Genomic DNA, 16,639 nt, shown 5'->3' with positions numbered 1-16,639 from the left:
GCGCACGGTTGGGCGCCTGGCTAAATCATGCCGCGGCCAGCGGTCATGAAGGACAATTTGGCTCAAGTGTGTGAGCCGGGGCACAGTCTATATAAGGCTCAACGCCGCGCACATTAACCCTTGGTCGCGTCGTAGGCCAGTTTTGCCATACTACATGACGCAAATCAGCGCCGATTTCAGGATGAGCCATTATGCGACAACTATTTTTTTGTTTGATGCTGATGGTGTCGATCACAGCGCACGCCAATGAAGCGGAGCGACTCAAGCAAGCGGGCTTCCCGGCGCAGGTTGAGGGACTGACGCTGAAAAACCAGGCGGTGTTCAACTATCTCTGGGCGGATGTTTACGCCGCCGGACTGTATGCCTCTGCGGATGTGAGCGCCAGACAGGCCTGGGCACAACAAAAGGATCTGCGCCTGGTGCTGTATTACTTTCGCAACATCGACCGCAAGGATGTGATCAAGGCCGCCACGGCGACGTTGGAGCGCCAGCAAACCAGTGCTCGATTGAAGCCCGAGTTGGATCAGCTGCATGCGCGCTTTCACAATATCCGTAACGGGGATCGTTATGCCCTGGATTTTCGGCCAGGTCGTGGCCTGAATTTGGAGATCAATGGGCAGGTGGTGTTCAGCAGCAGCAATGACGCGCTGGCAAGCGCCTACCTGGGCATCTGGCTGGCGCCCAAGGGTTTGTCTGATGAGTTGCGCGGCAAACTGCTGAAATGAAAATGGCCCACCAGTGAGGCATGCATCCACTGAACGACCGCTATCGGGGGCAGGCCCCTCACACCTTTCGACGTGTGAATACATTCAAATGTGGGAAGGAGCTTGCTCCCGATGAGGCCCTGATCGACAACACAAAACCTGCTGCCATAAAAAAGCCCCGAACCAGTCGGGGCTTTTTCATTCAACGCAGATGCTTAGCGCGGAAACGCTGGCGGGTTAACCCCAGCCATGTCTTCCATCACGCGAACCACCTGGCAGCTGTAGCCGAACTCGTTGTCGTACCAGACGTACAGTACAACGCGGTTGTCCTGGGTAATGGTCGCTTCCGCGTCCACCACACCGGCGTGGCGCGAGCCAACGAAGTCGGTGGAAACCACTTCCTGGGAATTGACGAAGTCGATTTGCTTATGCAGGTCGGAGTGCAGCGCCATATAGCGCAGGTACTCGTTCATCTCTTCACGGGTAGCGGCTTTCTCAAGGTTCAGGTTGAGAATGGCCATCGACACGTTCGGCGTCGGCACACGGATCGCGTTACCGGTCAGCTTGCCGGCCAGCTCAGGCAGGGCCTTGGCAGCGGCGGTGGCAGCACCGGTCTCGGTGATGACCATGTTCAGCGCGGCGCTGCGGCCACGGCGATCACCCTTGTGGAAGTTGTCGATCAGGTTCTGGTCGTTGGTGTACGAGTGAACGGTTTCAACGTGGCCGTTAACGATGCCGAACTTGTCATTCACAGCCTTGAGCACCGGCACGATGGCGTTGGTGGTGCAGGAAGCGGCGGACACGATCTTGTCGTCAGCGGTAATTTCGCCGTGGTTGATACCGTGCACGATGTTCTTGAGCTTGCCTTTGCCAGGCGCGGTCAGCACGACACGATCGATACCCGGGCACGTCAGGTGCTGGCCCAGGCCTTCGGCATCACGCCATACACCGGTGTTGTCCACCAGCAGGGCGTCCTTGATGCCGTACTGGGTGTAATCCACCTCGGTCGGGTTCTTCGCGTAGATCACCTGGATCAGGTTACCGTTGGCGGTGATGGTGTTGTTTTCTTCGTCGATGGTGATGGTGCCGTTGAACGAACCGTGTACCGAATCACGGCGCAGCAGGCTGGCGCGTTTGGTCAGGTCGTTCTCGGCGCCTTTGCGCACCACGATGGCACGCAGGCGCAGGCCGTCGCCGCCACCGGTTTTTTCGATCAGGATGCGCGCCAGCAGGCGGCCGATACGACCGAAGCCGTACAGGACAACGTCGGTGCCTTTGCGGGCAGCGGCGTTTTGCTGGCCAACCACATCGGCCATTTCTTCACGCACGAACTGCTCGGCGGTACGGCCGGCGCCTTCCTTGCGGAATTTGTAGGCCAGCTTGCCCAGGTCTACCGAAGCCGCGCCGAGCTTGAGCTCGCTCATGGCCTTGAGCAGGGGGAATGTTTCGTGGACGGAGAGTTCGCTGTCGTCGGCAGAACGATGGCGAGCAAAGCGATGCGCCTTGAGAATCGCGATGACTGATTGGTTGATCAGGCTGCGGCCATAGATCGAGCTCACCACATTGTTATTGCGGTACAGCTGACCGATAAGCGGGATCATCGCTTCTGCGAGTGCTTCACGGTCGATCCATTCACCAAGACACTGGTCGGGCTTCTGAGTCACGGGAACCTTCCACATGTAGGGGCTGAAAAAAGGGGCTACATTATGTCGTCCGACCGCCCGTTGAGCAATGCGCCAACCCCAACAAAAAGCCCTTGCAAAAAAATACCACCCCGCTAGAGGCCAGGAAACACGCGGGTTTCAGAAGGCCACCAATGGCGCAGCGCCGCCAACTTGTCCGTAACTCTCCGAAACATCCGTGCAAAACGGCACTACATAATGAGTCAAAAGGCCGCTTTGTTTGTCTTAGCCACTACATTTCCTACAAACCGTAATAGGCTCAGTCAGCAACTGACAGGCGGCACCTCGGGCCGTTACAATTACCGACTTTGTCGCAACGCTTGGAGCTCAACCTTCCGTGCCCGTTCTGCGTCTACCGCTTCTCCCTGCCGCGGCAGGTAAACAGCACTGGGGCAACCTGCCCGGTGCAGCCCTGAGCCTGGCCATTGCCGAGGCTGCCAGCGCAGCCAAGCGCTTTACCCTGCTGCTCACCGCCGACAGCCAAAGCGCCGAACGGTTGGAGCAGGAGCTGAGCTTCTTCGCCCCCGATTTGCCAGTGCTGCATTTTCCAGACTGGGAAACCCTGCCCTACGACCTGTTCTCGCCGCACCAGGACATCATCTCCCAGCGTATCGCCAGCCTGTACCGCCTGCCGGAACTGGCCCACGGCGTGTTGGTGGTGCCGATCACCACCGCCCTGCACCGCCTGGCGCCGACCAAGTTCCTGCTGGGCAGCAGCCTGGTGCTGGATATCGGCCAGAAGCTCGACGTGGAGCAGATGCGCACGCGCCTGGAAGCCAGCGGCTACCGCTGCGTCGACACGGTGTATGAGCACGGTGAATTCGCCGTGCGCGGCGCGCTGATCGACCTGTTCCCGATGGGCAGCAAGTTGCCGTACCGCATCGACCTGTTCGATGACGAAATCGAGACCCTGCGCACCTTCGATCCGGAAAACCAGCGGTCCATCGACAAGGTCGAGTCGATCAAGCTGCTGCCGGCACGGGAATTCCCGCTGCAAAAGGACGCAGTCACGCGCTTCAAGGCACGCTTCCGGGAACGCTTCGATGTGGACTTCCGCCGCTGCCCGATCTTCCAGGACTTGAGCAGCGGGATTACCCCGGCGGGCATCGAGTACTACCTGCCGCTGTTCTTCGACGAAACCTCGACCCTGTTCGACTACCTGCCCCAGGACACACAAGTGTTCTCGCTGCCGGGCATCGAGCAAGCCGCAGAAAACTTCTGGAACGACGTGCGCAACCGCTATGAAGAGCGCCGCGTCGATCCCTCCCGTCCTCTATTGCCGCCCGCCGAGCTGTTCCTGCCGGTGGAAGACTGCTTCGCCCGCCTGAAAAACTGGCCGCGCGTGGTCGCCAGCCAGCAGGATGTGGACGCCGGCAGCGGCCGCGAACGTTTCCCTGCGGCGACGCTGCCGGACCTGGCAATCCAGGCCAAAGCCACGCAACCACTGGAAGCACTCTCGAACTTCCTCGGCGACTTCCCCGGCCGCGTGCTGTTCACCGCCGAGTCCGCCGGGCGCCGTGAAGTGCTGCTGGAACTGCTGGAACGCCTGAAGCTGCGGCCGAAAACCGTCGACAGCTGGCCGGATTTTGTCGCCAGCAAAGAGCGCCTGGCGATCACCATCGCACCATTGGACGAGGGCCTGCTGCTGGATGACCCGGCCTTGGCCCTGATCGCCGAGAGCCCACTGTTCGGCCAGCGCGTGATGCAACGTCGTCGCCGTGAAAAACGCGCCGACGCCAACAACGACGCGGTGATCAAAAACCTCACGGAACTGCGCGAAGGCGCGCCGGTGGTGCATATCGACCACGGCGTCGGCCGCTACCTCGGCCTGCAGACCCTGGAGATCGACAACCAGGCCGCCGAATTCCTCACCATGGAATACGCCGAGGGCGCCAAGCTCTACGTGCCAGTGGCGAACCTGCACTTGATCGCCCGCTACACCGGCAGCGACGACGCCCTGGCGCCGCTGCACCGCCTGGGTTCCGAGACCTGGCAGAAAGCCAAGCGCAAGGCCGCCGAACAGGTGCGCGATGTCGCCGCCGAACTGCTCGACATCTATGCCCGTCGTGCGGCGCGCGAAGGGTATGCTTTCGCCGACCCAAAAGCCGACTATGCCACCTTCAGCGCCGGCTTCGCCTTCGAAGAAACCCCGGACCAGCAAACCACCATCGAAGCGGTGCGCGCCGACATGCTCGCGCCCAAGCCGATGGACCGCCTGGTCTGCGGCGACGTGGGCTTCGGCAAGACCGAAGTGGCCATGCGCGCCGCCTTCATTGCGGTACACGGCGGCAAGCAAGTGGCGATCCTGGTGCCGACCACCCTGCTCGCCCAGCAACACTACAACAGCTTCCGCGACCGCTTCGCCGACTGGCCGGTGACCGTGGAAGTGATGAGCCGCTTCAAGTCCGCCAAGGAAGTGAATGCCGCCGTCGCCGACCTTGCCGAAGGCAAGATCGACATCGTGATCGGTACGCACAAGCTGCTGTCGGACGATGTAAAGATCAAGAACCTGGGCCTGGTGATCATCGACGAAGAACACCGCTTCGGCGTGCGTCAAAAAGAACAGCTCAAGGCCCTGCGCAGTGAAGTCGACATCCTCACCCTCACCGCCACGCCGATTCCGCGCACGCTGAACATGGCCGTGTCGGGCATGCGCGACCTGTCGATCATCGCCACGCCACCGGCACGGCGCCTGTCGGTGCGCACTTTCGTCATGGAGCAGAACAAAAGCACGGTCAAGGAAGCGCTGCTGCGGGAACTGCTGCGCGGCGGCCAGGTGTACTACCTGCACAACGACGTAAAAACCATCGAGAAATGCGCCGCCGACCTTGCCGAACTGGTGCCGGAAGCACGCATCGCCATCGGCCATGGGCAGATGCGCGAACGCGATCTCGAACAGGTGATGAGCGACTTCTACCACAAGCGCTTCAACGTGCTGATCGCCTCGACCATCATCGAGACCGGCATCGACGTGCCGAGTGCCAACACCATCATCATCGAACGGGCGGACAAGTTCGGCCTGGCCCAACTGCACCAGCTGCGCGGCCGGGTTGGGCGCAGTCACCACCAGGCGTATGCCTACCTGCTGACGCCGCCCCGCCAACAGATCACCGGGGACGCCGAAAAGCGCCTGGAAGCGATCGCCAACACCCAGGACCTGGGCGCCGGTTTTGTCCTGGCCACCAATGACCTGGAAATCCGCGGCGCAGGCGAACTGCTGGGCGATGGCCAGAGCGGGCAGATCCAGGCAGTCGGCTTCACCTTGTATATGGAGATGCTTGAACGCGCGGTGAAAGCCATCCGCAAGGGCGAGCAGCCGAACCTCGATCAACCCCTGGGCGGCGGTCCGGAAATCAACCTGCGCTTGCCGGCGTTGATCCCCGAAGACTACCTGCCGGATGTGCATGCACGGCTGATCCTGTACAAGCGCATCGCCTCGGCCACCGACGAAGAAGGCCTCAAGGACCTGCAGGTGGAGATGATCGACCGCTTCGGCCTGCTGCCCGAACCGACCAAGAACCTGGTGCGCCTGACCCTGCTCAAATTGCAGGCCGAGCAGCTTGGGATCAAGAAAGTCGACGCCGGGCCCCAGGGCGGGCGTATCGAGTTCGAAGCGCAGACACCGGTGGACCCACTGGTGCTGATCAAGTTGATCCAGGGCCAGCCCAACCGCTACAAGTTCGAAGGGGCTACGCTGTTCAAGTTCATGGTGCCGATGGAACGTGCCGAAGAACGCTTTAATACATTGGAGGCGCTGTTCGAGCGCCTCATCCCGAAATCTGTTTGAAGGACGCCCCAATGCGCCTGTTCCGCATTCTGAGCCTGTTATTGGTGGTATTCGCGCCTTCGGCATTTGCCGACAGTCCGTACCAGGTGGAAATGATCCTGATACGCCAGAACGCGGAGCCGGCGCTCAACAGCCGCGCTGCGCCGGAAAACTGGGATGAAGGCGCGCAGCGGTTGGGCGACAGACTGAGCCCGCCGCGCTTGAACAATATCGTCGACAAACTCAACGCCGATAACAGCTTCACCGTGCTGGCGCACAAGGCCTGGGAACAGAACCTCGGCGAGCAGCCGGTCAAAATCGCGATCACCGACGGCCAGGAGCAGTTCGGCCAGTTCCCCATCGAGGGGGTGTTGAGCCTGCAACTGGGGCGTTTCACGGATATCGATGCGGACTTTTGGCTCAACACGTTCGACAGCAACGGCAGCGTGGTGGCCAGCGAACACCTGAGCCAGAAAGACGTGCGCACCAAGAACAACCAGCTCAACTACCTGGACGGCGGCCACCTGGCACTGTTGATCAAGATCACGTCGCTGACCGCCAAGCCACCCAGCGCCCCCCCGCCCGACATTCAGGACTGATCCAGCGCCATGCCCCTGACGTCGTCGCTGACCAAACCCCTGGCCCCTTCGTGGGCCAATCGCTTCAAAGAGCAAAGCCTGGAGCGCGGGCGACGCTACGCCCTGGAAAACCGTGTGCGCATCGTCGAGTCCGGCGACAGCACCATCATCGCCAGTTGCGAAGGCTCGGGGGGCAACGTTTACCGGCAGACCATCTCATTGCGCGAATCGGCCAAGGGCGCGCTGATCCTGGTGGACAGCCGCTGTACCTGCCCGGTGCACACCAACTGCAAACACATCGCGGCGGTGCTGCTCAAGGTCCAGGAAACCCTGGCCTACCCGGCAGCCGCCCAGGATGCCGAGTTACTGGAAAAGCTCCAGGCCGTGCTGGATAACCGCGTAGTGTTGCCGCAGGTGGTGATGGAAGACGTCGTGCCCGTGCCGCGCCTGTGGCTGGCCAGCGTCGAGTTCAGCGCGTTTGAACCGCGCAACGGCAAGATGCAGCGCTATATCCAGCATCGTGCGGCGCTGTCGTTCAACTATTTGGGCAACTATGTCAGCGGGCAAAAGAACGCCGACATCATCGTGCGCCAGGAAACCCAGAGCCTGCGCATCAAGCGCCACCCTGAGCTGGAGCAACCCTATCGCGAGCAACTGCGCGTGCTCGGTTTCAAGATCGCCACGCGCCAGAGCAAGGCATTGCCGGAAAGCGCCGGCGAACTGTTCGAGATGGTCAATGACAGCGCCTGGCTGAACTTCACCCTCAATGCATCGCCGACCCTGCGAGCAGAAGGTTGGGAGCTGCAGATCGATGAAGACTTCGGTTTTGACCTGAGCGCCGTCGACGACTGGTACGCCACCGTCGATGAAGGCCCGGAGCGCGACTGGTTCGACCTGGAGCTGGGGATTATCGTCAACGGTGAGCGCCTGAGCCTGCTGCCGATCCTGCTCAACCTGATGCGCTCCCACACCGAGATCCTCAACCCGGAGAAAGTTGCCCGGCGCCGCGACGACGAACTGATCCTGGTGAATATCCCCGGCCTACCCAATGGCGGTCACGGCCCGCTGCAAGTAGCTCTGCCCTACGGCCGCTTGAAGCCGGTACTGGCCACCCTCGGTGAGTTCTACCTGCAGGAGCCCGGCACCACCACGCTGCGCATGGCCAAGGCCGATGCGATTCGCCTCAACCCGCTGGAAGACCTGCCCCTGCAATGGGAGGGCGGCGAGAAAATCCGCAACTTTGCCCAGCGCCTGCGGGACATCAAGGACTTCACCTGTGTGGCGCCCGAAGGCCTGAACGCGACCTTGCGGCCTTATCAACTGGAAGGCTTGAGTTGGATGCAGTCGCTGCGCCAACTGGAGGTGGGCGGGATTCTTGCGGATGACATGGGCCTGGGCAAAACCCTACAGACCTTGGCGCATATCCTCAGTGAAAAGATCGCCGGGCGCCTGGACCGGCCGTGCATGGTGGTGATGCCCACCAGCCTGATCCCCAACTGGCTAGACGAAGCGGCGCACTTCACCCCGCAACTCAAGGTACTGGCGCTGTACGGTGCCACGCGCAAAAAACACTTCGCCAGCCTGCAGGACTACGATCTGCTGCTGACCACTTATGCGTTGCTGCCCAAGGACATTGAGCACCTGGCCGCCCTGCCCTTGCATGTGCTGATCCTCGATGAAGCCCAGTACATCAAGAACCCTTCCAGCAAGGCTGCCCAAGCCGCGCGCGAGCTGAATGCCCGGCAGCGCCTGTGCCTGAGCGGCACACCGCTGGAAAACCACCTGGGCGAGTTATGGTCGCTGTTCCACTTCCTGCTGCCGGGCTGGCTGGGTGACGTCAAAAGCTTTAACCGCGACTACCGCGTTCCCATCGAAAAACGCGCCAGCGAGGTACGACTGCAGCACCTCAATGGTCGGATCAAACCCTTCCTGCTGCGCCGTACCAAGGAACAGGTGGCCACGGAATTGCCGCCCAAGACCGAGATCATTCACTGGGTCGACCTCAATGAAGCCCAGCGCGATGTGTACGAGACCATGCGCCTGGCCATGGATAAGAAGGTCCGTGACGAAATCACCCTCAAAGGCGTAGCGCGCAGCCAGATCATCATTCTTGAAGCGCTGCTCAAGCTACGCCAAGTGTGCTGCGACCTGCGCCTGGTCAACGACGCCACCCTGCCCGCCCGTGGCAGCACCTCGGGCAAGCTCGACAGCCTGATGGAAATGCTCGAAGAGCTGTTTGAGGAAGGTCGTCGGATCCTGCTGTTTTCCCAGTTCACCTCGATGTTGAGCCTGATCGAAGCCGAGCTTAAAAAACGCGGTGTCGCCTACGCCCTGCTGACGGGCCAGACCCGCGATCGGCGCACCCCCGTGAAGGATTTCCAGAGCGGCAAGTTGCAGATTTTTCTGATCAGCCTGAAGGCAGGCGGTGTGGGCCTGAACCTGACCGAAGCTGACACCGTGATTCACTACGACCCTTGGTGGAACCCGGCCACCGAAAACCAGGCCACCGACCGTGCGTACCGCATCGGCCAGGAGAAGCCGGTGTTCGTGTACAAGATGATCGCGCGGGGCACGGTGGAGGAGAAAATCCAGCACTTGCAGAAGGAAAAATCCGACCTGGCGGCGGGCGTGCTGGATGGACGTACGACGGGGGATTGGCAACTGGGCAACGACGATATCGAGGCGTTGTTTGCGCCGCTGCCTAATAAGCAGGAAAAGCGCTGAAAAACATACCTGACGCGCCCCCATAGATACCGTCTTATCCAACACCGCGCAAATCCGTAGCATCAGTCGATGAGTTGAGCGGCTCTCAGAGCAGCCAGGGCCGTCAACCAACGTGGATCTTGCTTGTAGTCCGTCGAAGCAATCGCCTGGCCGCGCATACGTGCAATTCTTGCCGACGGCGTAACCTTCATCCGCTGGGCCGCACTGAGTGCCAGTTCAGCCGCCGCACGGTCGTTGCACACCAGCCCCACGTCGCAACCGGCAGTCAGCGCCGCCTCGATCCGACTGGCCGCGTCGCCGACCACATGGGCACCGGCCATCGACAGGTCATCGCTGAAAATCACCCCATCGAACTGCAACTCGCCGCGCAGGATGTCCTGCAACCAGCGGCGTGAGAAGCCGGCGGGCTGCACATCCACCTGCGGGTAGATAACATGCGCTGGCATCACTGCCGCCAACTGCTTGCTCAGGCGTGCGAAAGGCACCAGGTCATTGGCCCGAATCTGTTCCAGGCTGCGTTCGTCATTGGGAATCGCGACGTGGGAATCGGCCTCGGCCCAGCCATGGCCCGGGAAGTGTTTACCGGTGGCAGCCATGCCGGCGCTGTTCATGCCACGGATAAAGGCACCGGCCAGCACGGCGGCGCGCTCGGGATCGCCTTCGAAGGAACGGGTGCCGACCACGGCGCTGCGCTGGTAGTCCAGGTCCAGCACCGGGGCGAAACTCAGGTCCAGGCCGACCGCCAGTACTTCAGTGGCCATAATCCAGCCGCATTGCTCGGCCAGGTACTCGGCGTTGGGGTTGTCCGCCAACGCGCGCATGGCCGGCAGGCGCACAAAGCCCTGGCGCAGGCGCTGGACACGACCGCCTTCCTGGTCGACCGCCAGCAGCAGGTCCGGGCGCACCGCACGAATCGCCGCGCTCAATTCCCGCACCTGGCGTGGATGCTCGATATTGCGTGCAAAAATGATCAGGCCACCGACTTCAGGCTGGCGCAACAGGTGACGATCCTCGGCCGTCAGCCAAGTGCCAGCCACGTCGACCATCAAAGAACCTTGCAGGGCAGCAGTCATAAACCTTCCTTAAATAACGCACACAACCCGCTGCCCTCACCAGGCGCAGTGAGAACAACAGGTTGCGAGTAAATAGCTGAATTCGGCATGGGCGGCTAGCTTAGCGGATGCAAGCGGTCGCGCACACCCGGAGCGGTCAAACCTTGGCGGGAGCTGGCGCGGATTTGCTGCGTGGGCGCAATTGGGCGGCCGCCATGGCCGAGTCGGTCACGCCGGTTTCAGCACGCATTCCGGCGGCAAGGAACGGCACCATCAGGCGCATGACCTGCTCAATGGAGGTATTCACGCCGAAATCGGTCTCGGCAATCGCACGCAACGCCTTGATCCCGGACATGCTGAATGCGGCCGCACCGAGCATGAAGTGCACGCGCCAGAACAATTCGATAGGCGGAATACGCGGGGCAGCTTCGTTCACCAGCAACATATATCGGCGGAAGACCTTGCCGTACATGTCTTCCAGGTAACGGCGCAAGTGGCCCTGGCTCTGGCTGAATGCCAGGCCCAACAGACGCATGAAGATCGACAGATCGTTGCCGCTGCGCGGTTGAACCACCAGCGCTTGCTCCACGAGCATTTCCAGCAGGTCTTCCAGGGTGGGCTTGTGGTCGGCCTTGGCCTGGCGGCGCTCGAGTTCACGGTCGAGGCTCGCACAGAACGGCCCCAGGAAGCGCGAGAACACCGCCTGGATCAGGGCCTTTTTCGAGCCGAAATGGTAGTTCACTGCGGCGAGATTGACCCCGGCTTTGCTGGTGATCAGCCGCAATGAAGTTTCAGCAAATCCTTTTTCCGCGAACAATTGCTCAGCAGCATCGAGAATGCGTTCAACGGTTTCCGACTGGGCCATGGATACTCCGCCTGACAAACACTTGTTTGAAACATACGTTTCAGGGTGTGTCTTGTCAAGCCTGCAAGTTCGCTTTCCGGCCGGGCAGTCATCTATTTCATCGCTATTTAATCACAGACTCCCAGGTCTGTAGGCAGTGCCATCTCTGCCTTGTAGGACAGCTAACGAATGACCGTCCGGCGGCGTCGTAGAAAAGGATGATTGCCAAGCGCAGTTCACTGTATATAATCCCAGTCACTGTATAAAAAGACAGAGCGATCAACATGCTAAAACTGACGCCACGCCAAGCTGAGATTCTGGCTTTTATCAAGCGCTGCCTCGATGACAACGGCTATCCGCCGACGCGAGCGGAAATAGCGCTGGAACTGGGATTCAAGTCCCCCAACGCCGCCGAAGAACACCTCAAGGCCCTCGCTCGCAAAGGCGCGATCGAGATGACCCCGGGTGCTTCGCGGGGCATCCGTATCCCTGGCTTTGAAGCCAAGGCCGACGAATCGACACTGCCAATCATCGGTCGCGTAGCCGCCGGTGCGCCGATCCTGGCGCAGCAGCACGTCGAGGAATCCTGCAACATCAACCCGACCTTCTTCCATCCGCGTGCCGACTACCTGTTGCGGGTACATGGCATGAGCATGAAGGACGTGGGCATTTTCGATGGCGACCTGCTGGCCGTCCATACTACCCGCGAAGCCCGTAATGGCCAGATCGTCGTCGCCCGTATCGGCGATGAAGTCACCGTCAAACGCTTCAAGCGCGAAGGCAGCAAGGTCTGGCTCCTGGCCGAGAACCCTGAGTTCGCCCCGATTGAAGTGAACCTGAAAGATCAGGACCTGGTGATCGAAGGCCTGAGCGTCGGCGTCATTCGCCGCTAAAGGAGGCATCATGCAGCTCGTGCACACACCCCAACACACACAACTGTCGCTGTTCGAGGCCTTTATGGCCCAACCCCTTGCGCCCATCCTCAAGGAAACGGTCGAGGCGCCCTGGAGCGCCGAACCTGAGGCGTTCAGTGAACTGTCGTTGCGCGGTGCGGCCGGGAGCTGCCTGAGTCTGCTGGCGCCGATCCTTCGCGACCTGAGCGAAGAACAGGATGCACGCTGGTTGACGCTGATCGCCCCGCCCGCCAGCCTGACCCAGGCTTGGCTGCGGGACGCAGGCCTTAACCGCGAGCGCATCCTGTTGCTGCAGCCACGTGGCACGCAAAGCGCTCAGCAACTGACCTGTGAAGCGTTGCGCCTGGGCCGTAGCCACACCGTGGTCAGCTGGCTCAACCCGCTGAATGCCACTGCCAAGGCACAGCTGATCAGCGCTGCACGTACAGGCGATGCGCAGAGCTTGAATATTCGATTGGGGTAATTCGGTGCGCCGCAGGCTATCCCTTTAGAGGGGGCCTGTTGTGGTGAGCGGGCTTGCCACAACAGCGAACCCACTTGCCAAACTCAGTGAAGAACGCGCGGGCCGTCTTCTTTCTCCGGTTCGCCTTCTGCCAGGCGACCTGCCATCTGCACACCAACGCTCAACATGGCTTTTGCCACTTCCACGTGCTGGCCCTGCAGGAACACCTTGGCGTCCTCGGAAAAATCCAGAATAACCAGAGAACCTTCGTCCTCAGCCCGGCGCAGCTCGATTCGGCCGTCAGGCAACTCAACAATTTCCAGAAAGGACGTCGGCATAAAAGTCTGTTCTCCACGAAAGGCCGGGATTATATCAGTCATCCTCCCGGCTTCGTTGAGGATCTGAAGAGGTTTCTTTACGGCTTGATGAACGGTGCCGTGAATCCGACCAACGTTCAGCACTCGTTCAAACCTTCACGAAAGCGCAACGCCATCTTTTTCAGCTCCTGACGCCAGCCTTCCAGCTCCTCCCGGCTCAGGGGCTTGGGTTCTTCCTCTTCCAGCGCTACCGCTACGATCAACGGTTGAGTGACGTCGCCCTTAGGTACATGGGGAATGCGTGGCGGCTGGAACATGTCCGCATGGGCCTTGAGCAGACGCGCGACCCAGCTGTCGGGGCTCTGGGTCATTTCCACCAGCTCAGCCAGCTCAGGGATCGCCATGCTTTCCAGCACTTCACGGCTCATGATCATTTCCGCACGGGGCGAACCGGCCTGAGGCAAGCGGTAGAACCCGGCGATCTCATGGCACAAGCCCAGTAACGCACCATACAAGTGGAACAATGCCGCTTCACGCCCGGCCTGAACCAGCGCAATCGCGTTCATCTCCTTCCCCTCCTCGGCACGGCCAAGGGCTTCCAGGGACAAACCCGCGAAGTAAATTTTCTGGTTGGTACGGGTATAGAGTTCGTTGGCCATAACGGCAATCTCCACAACGAATAAGCGTGATGCTGGCTGAACAGTGTCACGGATCAGCCGAGCCTACTGCAAGTGCAATAAACCGCTGCTTATGCGGGTCAAAACTCGACTTTCAGATCCAGACAGATCCAAATGTGGAAGGGGGCTTGCCCCCGATAGCGGAGCATCAGTCATACACATGTCGACTGATATACCGCTATCGGGGGCAAGCCCCCCTCCCACACTGGACCTTCAGCGCATCCGACGGATCAAGCCCCCTGGCGCTTGTCCTCGACCTTCCACTTGCCACCGTCGTAGAACGCTTTCCAGCCGGTAGGCTTGCCGTCCACTTCGGTCTGCACGTACTGCTCCTTGGTCTTGCGGCTATAGCGGATCACGGCTGGGCGACCATCCGGGTCCTTCTTTGGCGCTTCACACAGGAAGTGGTACTTCGGATCGATCTCGTCCTTGTGCGGCACGATCTCCAGCACCAACGGCGCTCGGGTCTCGCGGTTTTTCGGGAACTGGCTGGCCGCCAGGAACAACCCCGAAGCACCGTCACGCAGGATGTAGGTGTCGTTGACCTTCTCGCACTTGAGTTCCGGCATCTTCACCGGGTCCATCTTGGGCGGGGCCGCGTCACCGCTTTTCAGCAGTTTGCGCGTGTTCTTGCAGGTCGGGTTGGTGCAACCGAAGAACTTGCCGAAGCGGCCGGTCTTGAGCTGCATCTCGCTGCCGCACTTGTCGCATTCCAGGCTCGGGCCTTCGTAGCCCTTGATGCGGTAGCTGCCCTCTTCGATCTCGTAGCCGTCGCAATCCGGGTTGTTACCGCAGATGTGCAACTTGTGCTTCTCGTCCAGCAGGTAGGCGTCCATCGCCGTGCTGCAGATGGGGCAGCGGTGCTTGCCACGCAGTACCAGCGACTCGGACTCACCCTCGTCGTCTGCCGCAATTTCATCGCCCGGCACCAGGTTGACTGTCGCCTTGCAGCGCTCTTTCGGTGGCAGGCTGTAGCCCGAGCAACCGAGGAACACGCCAGTGGACGCAGTACGAATCTGCATCGGGCGACCGCAGGTCAAGCATGGGATGTCGGTCATCACCGGCTGGTTGGCACGCATGCCGCTCTCAGGGCTTTCGGCCACTTCGAGTTTTTTCTTGAAGTCGCCGTAGAACTCGTCGAGCACGTTTTTCCAGTCGCGCTCGCCCTGGGCCACGTCATCGAGGTTCTCTTCCATACCGGCGGTAAAGCCGTAGTCCATCAGGTTGGAGAAGCTCTCGGACAAGCGTTCGGTGACGATGTCGCCCATCTTTTCCGAATAGAAACGACGGTTGTGCAGCGCGACGTAGCCACGGTCCTGAATGGTGGAGATAATCGCCGCGTAGGTCGAAGGACGACCGATACCGCGTTTCTCCATCTCTTTCACCAGGCTGGCTTCCGAATAACGCGCCGGCGGCTTGGTGAAGTGCTGGGACGGGTCGAGTTTGATCAGCTTCAACGTGTCGCCCTGGGCCATGTCCGGCAGCACATCGTCGTCGCCGGGCTTGGCGATCTGCGGCATCACGCGGGTGTAGCCATCGAACTTGAGGATACGGCCCTTGGCGCGCAGCTCGAAGTCGCCAGCGCCGACGCTGACAGTGGTGGACAGGTATTGCGCCGGTAGCATCTGGCAAGCCAGGAACTGGCGCCAGATCAGCTCGTAGAGGCGCTCAGCGTCGCGTTCCATGCCGCTCAGCTTGCTTGGCTCGGTGTTGGCATCGGAAGGACGAATCGCTTCGTGAGCCTCCTGGGCGCCTTCTTTGCTGCTGTAGACGTTCGGCTTCTCCGGCAGGTACTTCTTGCCGAATTCGCTTTCAATATAGGTACGCGCCATTGCCACCGCGTCTTGCGACAGGTTGGTGGAGTCGGTACGCATGTAAGTGATGTAGCCGGCTTCGTACAGACGCTGGGCCATCATCATGGTTTTCTTCACACCGAAGCCCAGGCGGTTGCTCGCGGCCTGTTGCAGGGTGGACGTGATGAACGGTGCCGACGGCTTGCTGCTGGTCGGTTTGTCTTCGCGCTTGACGATGCTATAGCTGGAGGCCTTGAGCTTCTCCAGCGCGGCCATGGCCTGGGCTTCGTTAAGCGGCTTGAACGCCTCGCCTTTCTCACGGGCCACTTCGAAGCGCACGTTGGCGCCCTTGGCAGTGCCCAGGTCGGCGTGAACTTCCCAATATTCCTCGGGGTTGAACGCACGGATCTCACGCTCACGCTCCACCACCAGCTTGACCGCTACCGATTGCACACGGCCGGCGGAGAGGCCACGGGCGATCTTGGCCCACAGCAGCGGCGAGACCATATAACCCACGACGCGGTCGAGGAAACGGCGGGCCTGCTGGGCGTTGACACGGTCGATATCCAGCTCGCCCGGCTTGGAGAAGGCTTCCTGGATGGCTTTCTTGGTGATTTCGTTGAACACCACACGCTTGTAGCGGCTGTCATCACCGCCGATGGCTTCCCGCAGGTGCCAGGCAATGGCTTCCCCTTCGCGGTCCAAGTCCGTTGCGAGATAGATGGTGTCGGCATCTTTGGCGAGCCGGCGCAGCTCTTCGATGACCTTTTCCTTGCCCGGAAGGATTTCGTACTTGGCCTTCCAGCCATGATCCGGGTCCACACCCATCCGCGAGACCAGCTGCTTGCGCGCTTTCTCTTTAGGCGTGAGCACCGGACCTTCGCCCGCAGCCGCCTTGCCGCGCTTGGCGGCAGGCTCCTTGCTGGCGCTAGCCGAACCGCTGGTGGGCAGGTCTCGGATATGGCCGATACTCGACTTCACCACGTACTCGTTGCCCAAGTACTTGTTGATGGTCTTGGCCTTAGCCGGGGATTCCACAATGACCAGCGATTTGCCCATGGATCGGAAAATTCCTGAATTCGAGAAGTGAAAGGCAGTTGGCGCCTGACGCGGCAACGCTATATATAGTGGCAACAAGGTGAGGTC

General features: G+C 60.7%; 12 protein-coding genes. 6 read left to right on the top strand and 6 right to left on the bottom strand.

Annotation, left to right across the window (positions count from 1 at the left end; genetic code table 11):
• The first annotated feature begins 191 nt into the window (after positions 1 to 191).
• The gene (locus M2397_RS04765) at positions 192 to 725 is read left to right on the top strand and encodes a chalcone isomerase family protein (RefSeq protein WP_259242369.1); all 534 of its coding nucleotides are present in this window, start codon (positions 192 to 194) and stop codon (positions 723 to 725) included.
• A 194-nt stretch (positions 726 to 919) separates the two neighbouring features.
• Here M2397_RS04765 and M2397_RS04760 read toward each other — a convergent pair whose 3' ends face one another.
• Positions 920 to 2,383: a glyceraldehyde-3-phosphate dehydrogenase gene (locus M2397_RS04760; protein ID WP_131698946.1), complete on the bottom strand. Its 1,464-nt coding sequence runs from the start codon at positions 2,381 to 2,383 to the stop codon at positions 920 to 922.
• Between the two features lie 340 nt (positions 2,384 to 2,723).
• On the opposite strand from M2397_RS04760, the gene mfd reads away from it, so the two are divergent.
• From mfd to M2397_RS04745, 3 genes are read left to right on the top strand one after another with little or no spacing between them, the layout of a single operon-like run.
• Positions 2,724 to 6,173 carry a transcription-repair coupling factor gene (gene mfd / locus M2397_RS04755; RefSeq protein WP_145334841.1) on the top strand — a complete coding sequence of 1,150 codons (3,450 nt, stop codon included), beginning with the start codon at positions 2,724 to 2,726 and terminating at the stop codon, positions 6,171 to 6,173.
• 11 nt (positions 6,174 to 6,184) lie between these two features.
• Complete coding sequence (locus M2397_RS04750) at positions 6,185 to 6,751, top strand: CsiV family protein (protein ID WP_145334843.1); 567 nt, start codon at positions 6,185 to 6,187, stop codon at positions 6,749 to 6,751.
• A 9-nt stretch (positions 6,752 to 6,760) separates the two neighbouring features.
• A complete protein-coding gene (locus M2397_RS04745; protein ID WP_259242368.1) occupies positions 6,761 to 9,454 on the top strand; it encodes a DEAD/DEAH box helicase in 2,694 nt (897 codons plus the stop codon).
• Between the two features lie 62 nt (positions 9,455 to 9,516).
• Here the strand turns inward: M2397_RS04745 and nagZ are convergent, their stop codons facing one another.
• Both nagZ and M2397_RS04735 read right to left on the bottom strand, forming a co-directional pair.
• Complete coding sequence (gene nagZ, locus M2397_RS04740; RefSeq protein WP_259242367.1) at positions 9,517 to 10,527, bottom strand: beta-N-acetylhexosaminidase; 1,011 nt, start codon at positions 10,525 to 10,527, stop codon at positions 9,517 to 9,519.
• Positions 10,528 to 10,663: 136 nt separating this feature from the next.
• Entirely contained in the window at positions 10,664 to 11,371 is a 708-nt protein-coding gene (locus tag M2397_RS04735; protein ID WP_131698942.1) for a TetR/AcrR family transcriptional regulator, read from the bottom strand.
• Positions 11,372 to 11,634: 263 nt separating this feature from the next.
• On the opposite strand from M2397_RS04735, the gene lexA reads away from it, so the two are divergent.
• Together lexA and sulA are read left to right on the top strand one after the other, a co-directional pair.
• Positions 11,635 to 12,243, top strand: coding sequence for a transcriptional repressor LexA (lexA, locus tag M2397_RS04730; RefSeq protein WP_003172575.1), 609 nt, complete (start codon positions 11,635 to 11,637; stop codon positions 12,241 to 12,243).
• Positions 12,244 to 12,253: 10 nt separating this feature from the next.
• The gene (sulA, locus tag M2397_RS04725) at positions 12,254 to 12,727 is read left to right on the top strand and encodes an SOS-induced cell division inhibitor SulA (RefSeq protein ID WP_131698941.1); all 474 of its coding nucleotides are present in this window, start codon (positions 12,254 to 12,256) and stop codon (positions 12,725 to 12,727) included.
• An 83-nt stretch (positions 12,728 to 12,810) separates the two neighbouring features.
• Here the strand turns inward: sulA and M2397_RS04720 are convergent, their stop codons facing one another.
• The 3 genes from M2397_RS04720 to topA all read right to left on the bottom strand — a co-directional run bounded on the left by M2397_RS04720 (position 12,811) and on the right by topA (position 16,552).
• The gene (locus M2397_RS04720; protein ID WP_010212068.1) at positions 12,811 to 13,044 is read right to left on the bottom strand and encodes a hypothetical protein; all 234 of its coding nucleotides are present in this window, start codon (positions 13,042 to 13,044) and stop codon (positions 12,811 to 12,813) included.
• Between the two features lie 116 nt (positions 13,045 to 13,160).
• Positions 13,161 to 13,682: a DUF6586 family protein gene (locus M2397_RS04715; protein ID WP_131698940.1), complete on the bottom strand. Its 522-nt coding sequence runs from the start codon at positions 13,680 to 13,682 to the stop codon at positions 13,161 to 13,163.
• A gap of 248 nt (positions 13,683 to 13,930) precedes the next feature.
• Complete coding sequence (topA, locus tag M2397_RS04710; RefSeq protein WP_027604240.1) at positions 13,931 to 16,552, bottom strand: type I DNA topoisomerase; 2,622 nt, start codon at positions 16,550 to 16,552, stop codon at positions 13,931 to 13,933.
• Positions 16,553 to 16,639: the final 87 nt, after the last annotated feature.

The organism is Pseudomonas sp. BIGb0381 (assembly GCF_024809815.1).
Classification (GTDB): domain Bacteria; phylum Pseudomonadota; class Gammaproteobacteria; order Pseudomonadales; family Pseudomonadaceae; genus Aquipseudomonas.
The sequence above is the reverse complement of the archived record's forward strand: the minus strand, read 5'-3'. Positions and strand labels throughout refer to the sequence as shown.

What these genes read in the sequence shown, in the direction of transcription:
- M2397_RS04760 (WP_131698946.1), bottom strand. Translation starts at nt 2,383, where the DNA reads ATGTGGAAGGTTCCCGTGACTCAGAAGCCCGACCAGTGTCTTGGTGAA.
- lexA (WP_003172575.1), top strand. Translation starts at nt 11,635, where the DNA reads ATGCTAAAACTGACGCCACGCCAAGCTGAGATTCTGGCTTTTATCAAG.
- sulA (WP_131698941.1), top strand. Translation starts at nt 12,254, where the DNA reads ATGCAGCTCGTGCACACACCCCAACACACACAACTGTCGCTGTTCGAG.
- nagZ (WP_259242367.1), bottom strand. Translation starts at nt 10,527, where the DNA reads ATGACTGCTGCCCTGCAAGGTTCTTTGATGGTCGACGTGGCTGGCACT.
- M2397_RS04765 (WP_259242369.1), top strand. Translation starts at nt 192, where the DNA reads ATGCGACAACTATTTTTTTGTTTGATGCTGATGGTGTCGATCACAGCG.
- topA (WP_027604240.1), bottom strand. Translation starts at nt 16,552, where the DNA reads ATGGGCAAATCGCTGGTCATTGTGGAATCCCCGGCTAAGGCCAAGACC.
- M2397_RS04745 (WP_259242368.1), top strand. Translation starts at nt 6,761, where the DNA reads ATGCCCCTGACGTCGTCGCTGACCAAACCCCTGGCCCCTTCGTGGGCC.
- M2397_RS04715 (WP_131698940.1), bottom strand. Translation starts at nt 13,682, where the DNA reads ATGGCCAACGAACTCTATACCCGTACCAACCAGAAAATTTACTTCGCG.
- M2397_RS04750 (WP_145334843.1), top strand. Translation starts at nt 6,185, where the DNA reads ATGCGCCTGTTCCGCATTCTGAGCCTGTTATTGGTGGTATTCGCGCCT.
- M2397_RS04735 (WP_131698942.1), bottom strand. Translation starts at nt 11,371, where the DNA reads ATGGCCCAGTCGGAAACCGTTGAACGCATTCTCGATGCTGCTGAGCAA.
- M2397_RS04720 (WP_010212068.1), bottom strand. Translation starts at nt 13,044, where the DNA reads ATGCCGACGTCCTTTCTGGAAATTGTTGAGTTGCCTGACGGCCGAATC.